Annotated in this window: 7 protein-coding genes; 5 read left to right on the top strand and 2 right to left on the bottom strand. The window is 71.7% G+C overall.

Annotated elements, in window-relative coordinates:
* Positions 1-1,372, top strand: a 1,372-nt coding sequence (locus Q8S40_RS21835; RefSeq protein WP_305672090.1) for an ABC transporter substrate-binding protein, incomplete at its 5' end; no start/stop codon positions are given.
* Between the two features lie 61 nt (positions 1,373-1,433).
* Here the strand turns inward: Q8S40_RS21835 and Q8S40_RS21840 are convergent.
* Entirely contained in the window at positions 1,434-1,796 is a 363-nt protein-coding gene (locus Q8S40_RS21840; protein ID WP_305672091.1) for a hypothetical protein, read from the bottom strand.
* A gap of 83 nt (positions 1,797-1,879) precedes the next feature.
* On the bottom strand, positions 1,880-2,245 hold the full coding sequence (locus Q8S40_RS21845) for a hypothetical protein (RefSeq protein ID WP_305672092.1): 366 nt from the start codon (positions 2,243-2,245) through the stop codon (positions 1,880-1,882).
* Positions 2,246-2,498: 253 nt separating this feature from the next.
* Between Q8S40_RS21845 and Q8S40_RS21850 the strand changes: the two genes are divergently transcribed.
* The 4 genes from Q8S40_RS21850 to Q8S40_RS21865 all read left to right on the top strand — a co-directional run.
* Positions 2,499-3,764, top strand: coding sequence for a glutamate-5-semialdehyde dehydrogenase (locus Q8S40_RS21850; protein ID WP_305672093.1), 1,266 nt, complete (start codon positions 2,499-2,501; stop codon positions 3,762-3,764).
* An 18-nt stretch (positions 3,765-3,782) separates the two neighbouring features.
* The gene (locus tag Q8S40_RS21855; RefSeq protein ID WP_305672094.1) at positions 3,783-4,643 is read left to right on the top strand and encodes a 2-keto-4-pentenoate hydratase; all 861 of its coding nucleotides are present in this window, start codon (positions 3,783-3,785) and stop codon (positions 4,641-4,643) included.
* Positions 4,640-5,242 (top strand): nicotinate-nucleotide adenylyltransferase, encoded by a 603-nt coding sequence (locus tag Q8S40_RS21860; protein WP_305672095.1) that lies wholly within the window; start codon positions 4,640-4,642, stop codon positions 5,240-5,242. Before Q8S40_RS21855 ends, Q8S40_RS21860 begins: the two co-directional genes overlap by 4 nt.
* Before the next feature lie 99 nt (positions 5,243-5,341).
* Positions 5,342-5,647 (top strand): hypothetical protein (locus Q8S40_RS21865; protein ID WP_305672096.1); only part of this gene is annotated, 306 nt, incomplete at its 3' end.

The following is a 5,647-nucleotide window of genomic DNA, read 5'->3' on the forward strand; positions in this document are numbered from 1 at the left end:
GGAGCGCGTGGTCTTCGCCGCCATGTGCTACAAGCTCATCGATGTCTGGCCGGATCTGCAGTTCCGGCCTGAACTCGCCACCGCCTGGGAATGGGCGCCGGATGGCCGCGCCCTGACGCTGACGCTGCGGGACGGCGCGCGCTTCCAGGATGGCGCACCGATCGATTCGGCGGCGGTGAAGGCCAATCTGGATCGCTACCGCACCGCCCGCGAAAGCCGCCGCCGCACCGAATTGCAGCAGGTCGCTTCGGTGGAGACGCCGGATGCGCGCACCGTGCGCCTGGTGCTGTCCGAGCCCTTCGCACCGCTGCTTTCCGTGCTGTCCGACCGCGCCGGCATGATGCTGTCCCCCGCCGTGCTGCCGATGGCCGAGCGTGTCGGCGAAAACCCGGTCTGCTCCGGCCCCTTCCGGCTGACGCGCCGCGTGGCGCAGGACCGCATCGAGATGGAGAAATTCGCCGGCCACTGGAACGCCGCGAACATCCATGCCGATCGCCTGGTCTTCCAGCCGATCCCCGACAACAATGTCCGCCTGCTGAACCTGCGCGCCGGGCAGCTCGACCTGATCGAGCGCGTGGCGCCGGTGGACCTGCCCTCCGTCGAGCGTGACCGGCGCCTGCGCCTGGTGGCCGGCGATTCCATCGCCTACCAGACACTGAGCATCAATGTCGGCAACGGCCCGCTGGCGCAGCGCCCGCTCGGCGCCGATCCGCGCGTGCGCGAAGCCTTCGAGCGCAGCATCGACCGCGCCATCATCAACCAGGTGGCGCTGGAGGGCCGCTTCGCCGCCAACAACCAGCCGGAAGCGCCCGGCACCACCTATCATTTCGCCGACCTCGCGCCGCCGCCGCGCGACCCGGCCCGGGCGCGCGCCCTGCTGCGGGAAGCGGGGCATGAACGGGTGGCCTTCACGCTGAAGGTGCCGAACCAGCCCGTGGAATCGCAGGTGGCGCAGATCATCCAGTCCATGGCCGCGGAAGGTGGCTTCGACATCAGCATCGAGACGCTGGAATCCGGCGCCATGGTGGCCGCGACGCGCCGCGGTGATTACGAGGCGGCCATCGCCATCTGGTCCGGCCGCCCGGACCCGGATGGCAATATCAGCTTCTGGCTCGCCTCCAACGGCTTCCTGAACTGGGGGCAATACGCCAACCCGCGCGTCGATGCGCTGTTCATCGAGGCGCGGCAGGTGACGGACACGGCGCGACGCCAGGCGATGTACCGGGAAGCCGCGACCATCTGGCTGGCCGAGCGCCCGCATCTGATGCTGTACCATCACCGCTGGTTCTGGGCGATGCGGAGCGGGGTGGAGGGTTTCGTACCGAGCCCCGACGGCATCATCCGCTTCGCCGGGCTGCGGGTGGGGCGGTAGCGCCCAACAAAAAGGGGCGGCCCTTGCGGACCGCCCCCCGTTCACGAAACCCGGCCGGACTTCAGCCCCGGAAGCCGCTATCCGCGCGGCGGGTTGCGTCGGCGGACGGCACCCAGATGGTGCGCTCGCTCTCACCGGAGCCCACCGTCACGGCGCGCTGGCCCTCGCGGCCCTGCTGCACGAAGCGGCTATCCGTGTGGCGGATATGGACGCTGCCATTCGGCTCGTCCGTCACCGAGACGGCACCGCCGCCGACGATGTTCCGCGCCGGGCCCGGGCCGTATTCGACCTGGGCATTCTCGCCGGCGCCGACCACGCGCGGGAAATAGCTGTTCTCCGCGATGGTCTGCGCGAAGGCGGGGCCGGACAGGGCCAGGGCGCCGGCGGCGAAGGCAGCGGCGGCGATGCGATGGATGCGGGTCATTTCAATTGTCCTTGTCTTGCTGCGGCCGGCGGCGCGGGGGGCGCCTGCCTGACCTGAATGCGGGGGTGGCCTGCCGGGGCGGTTCAGCCGCCGATGATGGTCCCGAAGCCACCGGCCAGGCCGGTCGCGGCCGCTTGCGGGGCCGGAACCCAGGCGGTGGTGACATTCTCACCGGAGCCGATGGTCACCGGCACCAGCCCCTGGCGCGGCGCCTGTGCGAAGCGCGGATCCAGGTGGCGGATCTGCACATCGTTGCCGGTCGCCTCGAAGGTGGTCACGGCACCGCCGCCGAGGATGTTCTGCGTATTGCCCGGCGCATACTCAACCGAAGTATTCTCACCAGTCCCGACCACGCGGGGGTAAGAAACATCCTGCGCCAGCACCGGTGCGGCGAAGCTCAGGGCTCCGGCGGCAAGCAGCGCGGTGGCGATGCGATTGATGGGGGTCATTTGCGTATCCTTAACTCGTCTCTGCCTGGGTCCGACTTCGTTGGAAACGGCCCCAGCGTTACGCAGCAGATGATCCCCACGACGGTTTTTCTCCAATCGACATGACGCATCGCCGCCATCAGCCGGTATGATGACACGCCGGCGTGAGACGCCTTGCGCCTGCCCTGGTTGCGACCACCTGCCTGCCCGGCGGCCGCGTGTTGCTTCCCTCCCCGCCAGCCGCGCGCTACCTCTCGGCGGAGGAGACCCCGACATGACCGTCCTCGCCGATGAGGTTGCCCGCCTGCTCGATACCGCCGCCCGCGCCGCCCGCGACGCCGCGCGGGTGCTGGCCACGGCGCCGCGGCCACAGCGGGATGCGGCGCTGATGGCCGCCGCTGCCGCGCTGCGCGCGCGGGCGGAGGTGGTGCTGGCGGCCAATGCCGAGGATATCGCAGCCGCCCCGGATCTCTCCCCCGCCTTCCGTGACCGCCTGGCGCTGACCCCCGCGCGGGTGGAGGCCATGGCCTGCGCAGTGGAGGAGGTGGCGGCACTGCCCGATCCGGTGGGCCGCGTGCTCGCCGAATGGACACGGCCCAATGGCCTGGTGATTCGCCGCGTCGCGCAACCGCTCGGCGTGATCGGCATGATCTATGAAAGCCGCCCGAATGTCGGCGCCGATGCCGCGGCGCTGTGCCTGAAGGCGGGCAGCGCGGTGATCCTGCGCGGCGGCAAGGAATCGCTGCGCAGCGCCGCCGCAATCCATTCCTGCATGGTGGAGGGGCTGCGCGCCGCCGGGCTGCCGGAGGCCGCGGTGCAGGTGGCGCCCAGCGCCGACCGTGCCTTCGTTGCCGCCATGCTGCGCGCCGCCGGGCTGATCGACCTGATCATCCCGCGCGGCGGCAAGGGCCTGGTGCAGCGGGTGCAGGAGGAAGCGCGCGTGCCGGTGCTGGCCCATGCCGAGGGCCTTTGCCACACCTACATCCACGCCGCCGCAGACCCGGCCATAGCGCGCGCCATCCTGGCCAATGCCAAGATGCGCCGCACCGGGGTCTGCGGCGCGACGGAGACGCTGCTGATCGATGCCGCCATCGCGCCGGGCCTGCTGCCGCTGCTGGTCGCCGATCTGCGTGCGCTGGGCTGCGATTTCCGCGCCGATGACCGCGCGCGTGCCATCCTGCCGGAGTTGCCGGCGGCGACGGAGGCCGATTTCGCCACCGAATGGCTGGATGCCGTGCTGTCCGTGAAGCTGGTGGATGGCCCCGATGCCGCGCTGGACCACATTGCCCGCTTCGGCAGCGAGCATACCGAGGCGATCATCACGCAGGATGCTGCGGTGGCCGCGGATTTCCTCGCCCGCCTGTCCTCCGCCGTCGGCATCCACAATGCGTCCACGCAGTTCTGCGACGGCGGCGAATTCGGCTTCGGCGCGGAGATCGGCATCGCCACGGGCCGGCTGCATGCGCGCGGACCGGTCGGGCCGGAGCAGCTCTGCACCTTCCGCTACCAGGTTATGGGAACTGGGCAGACCCGCCCGTGAGGTGAGGACTCCACCGCCATGAACGCCAAAGCCGTCGCCGCCGCCGCCCTGGCGCTGCTCGCCACCCCCGCCGCCGCCGCCTGCCCGGAGGTGCCGGAGGTGGCGCGCCTGGCCGCCGCCATCCTCGAGCGCCGCGCGGCGCCGCCGCCGCCGCCGGGCATGTCGCTGGCGGATGCCGTCTGCGCGCGGGACCGGCTGGTGGCGGTGCTCGCGCAGCCCTGGGGGGATCGCATCGGCTGGAAGGTGGGGCTGACCAATGCGGCGGCGCAGGCCCGTTTCGGCGTGCCGCATCCGGTCGCCGGCGCGATCTTCCACGGCACCATCCGCGCCCGCTCCGGCGCCGAGATCCCGGCCGGCTTCGGCATCGTCCCCGTGGTGGAAAGCGACCTGCTGGTGCGGGTGCGGGATGAGGGGGTGAACGAGGCCGGTGCCGACCCCGTCGCGCTGCTGCGCCACCTGGATGCGGTGATCCCCTTCATCGAATTGCCCGACCTGGTGCATGGCGCCGGCACGAACTGGTCCGGCCCGCTGCTGCTCTCGATCAATGTCGGCGCGCGGCTCGGCGTGGTGGGGGAGGAGATTCCCGTGCAGGCGACGGCGGAATTCGCCGCCCGCCTCGCCGCCATGGAGGTGTCGCTGACCGATGACGGGCGGGAGGTGGCGCGCGCCCCGGGCCGCGCCCTGCTCGGCCACCCGCTGGCGGCACTCGCCTGGCTGGTGGAGGATCTGCGCGCCCAGGGGCGGCGACTGCGGGCCGGTGAGTATGTCTCCCTCGGCGGCTTCTCCCCGGCTTTGCCGGTGCAGGCGGGGCATGACTACACGGCAACCTATACGGGCCTGGCCGAAGCGCCGGTTTCGGTGACCGTGCGCATCAGATGACGCTGAACGCGCGGGGCGACCGCCGCCGCCGGCGCATCGGCCTGCTCGGCGGCAGCTTCAACCCGGCCCATGCGGGGCATCGCCATGTGGCGGAACAGGTGCGGCGCGCGCTGCGGCTGGATGAGGTCTGGCTGATGGTCTCGCCCGGAAATCCGCTGAAACCGCGGCGCGGCATGGCGCCCTTGCCGGCGCGGCTGGCCTCGGCGCGCGCCATCGCGGATGGGCGGCGGGTGCGGGCGACGGGGATCGAGGCGGCGCTCGGCACGCGCTACACCGCGGACACGCTGGCGGCGCTGCGACAGCGCTTTCCGCGGGCGCGCTTTGTGCTGGTGATCGGGGCGGATAATCTGTGGCAGTTGCCGCGCTGGAAATCCTGGGCGGCGATTGCGGCAACCACGCCGATCGCGGTGCTGCCACGGCCGGGCTGGACGCGCCGGGCGCTGGCGAGCCAGGCGGCGCATCGCCTTGCTCGGCACCGCCGGCGTCCTGCTGCGTTGCTGTGCGGCGGCGGGCTTGCACATGCGCCCTGGTGCTTCGTGCCGGCGGCGGAGCATGCGGCCTCCGCCACCGCAATCAGGGCCGCGATGCAGGCGGCATGATGCCGCGCACTGTGCTACAGCCTGACGAAATGCATTCGCGAAGAGGAGGCGGCCATCGCCCGCACACCAAAAACCCCTGAGACGCCGGAACTAGAAGCTGTGACGCCCAAGCCGCGAGCAATTGCCGCACGCGCGACCACGGCCACGCGCACGGCCAAGCCGAAGGCTGCTGCGAAGCCCGCCGCCAAGCCGAAGGCCGCTGCCAAGCCCGCCGCCAAGCCGAAGGCCGCCGCCAAGCCCGCCGCCAAGCCGAAGGCCGCCGCCAAGCCCGCCGCAAAGCCGAAGGCCGCCGCCAAGCCCGCCGCAAAGCCGAAGGCCGCTGCCAAGCCCGCCGCAAAGCCGAAGGCCGCGGCCAAGCCCGCCGCAAAGCCGAAGGCCGCTGCCAAGCCCGCCGCAAAGCCGAAG

It is taken from the genome of Falsiroseomonas sp. (assembly GCF_030695085.1).
Classification (GTDB): Bacteria; Pseudomonadota; Alphaproteobacteria; order Acetobacterales; family Acetobacteraceae; genus Falsiroseomonas.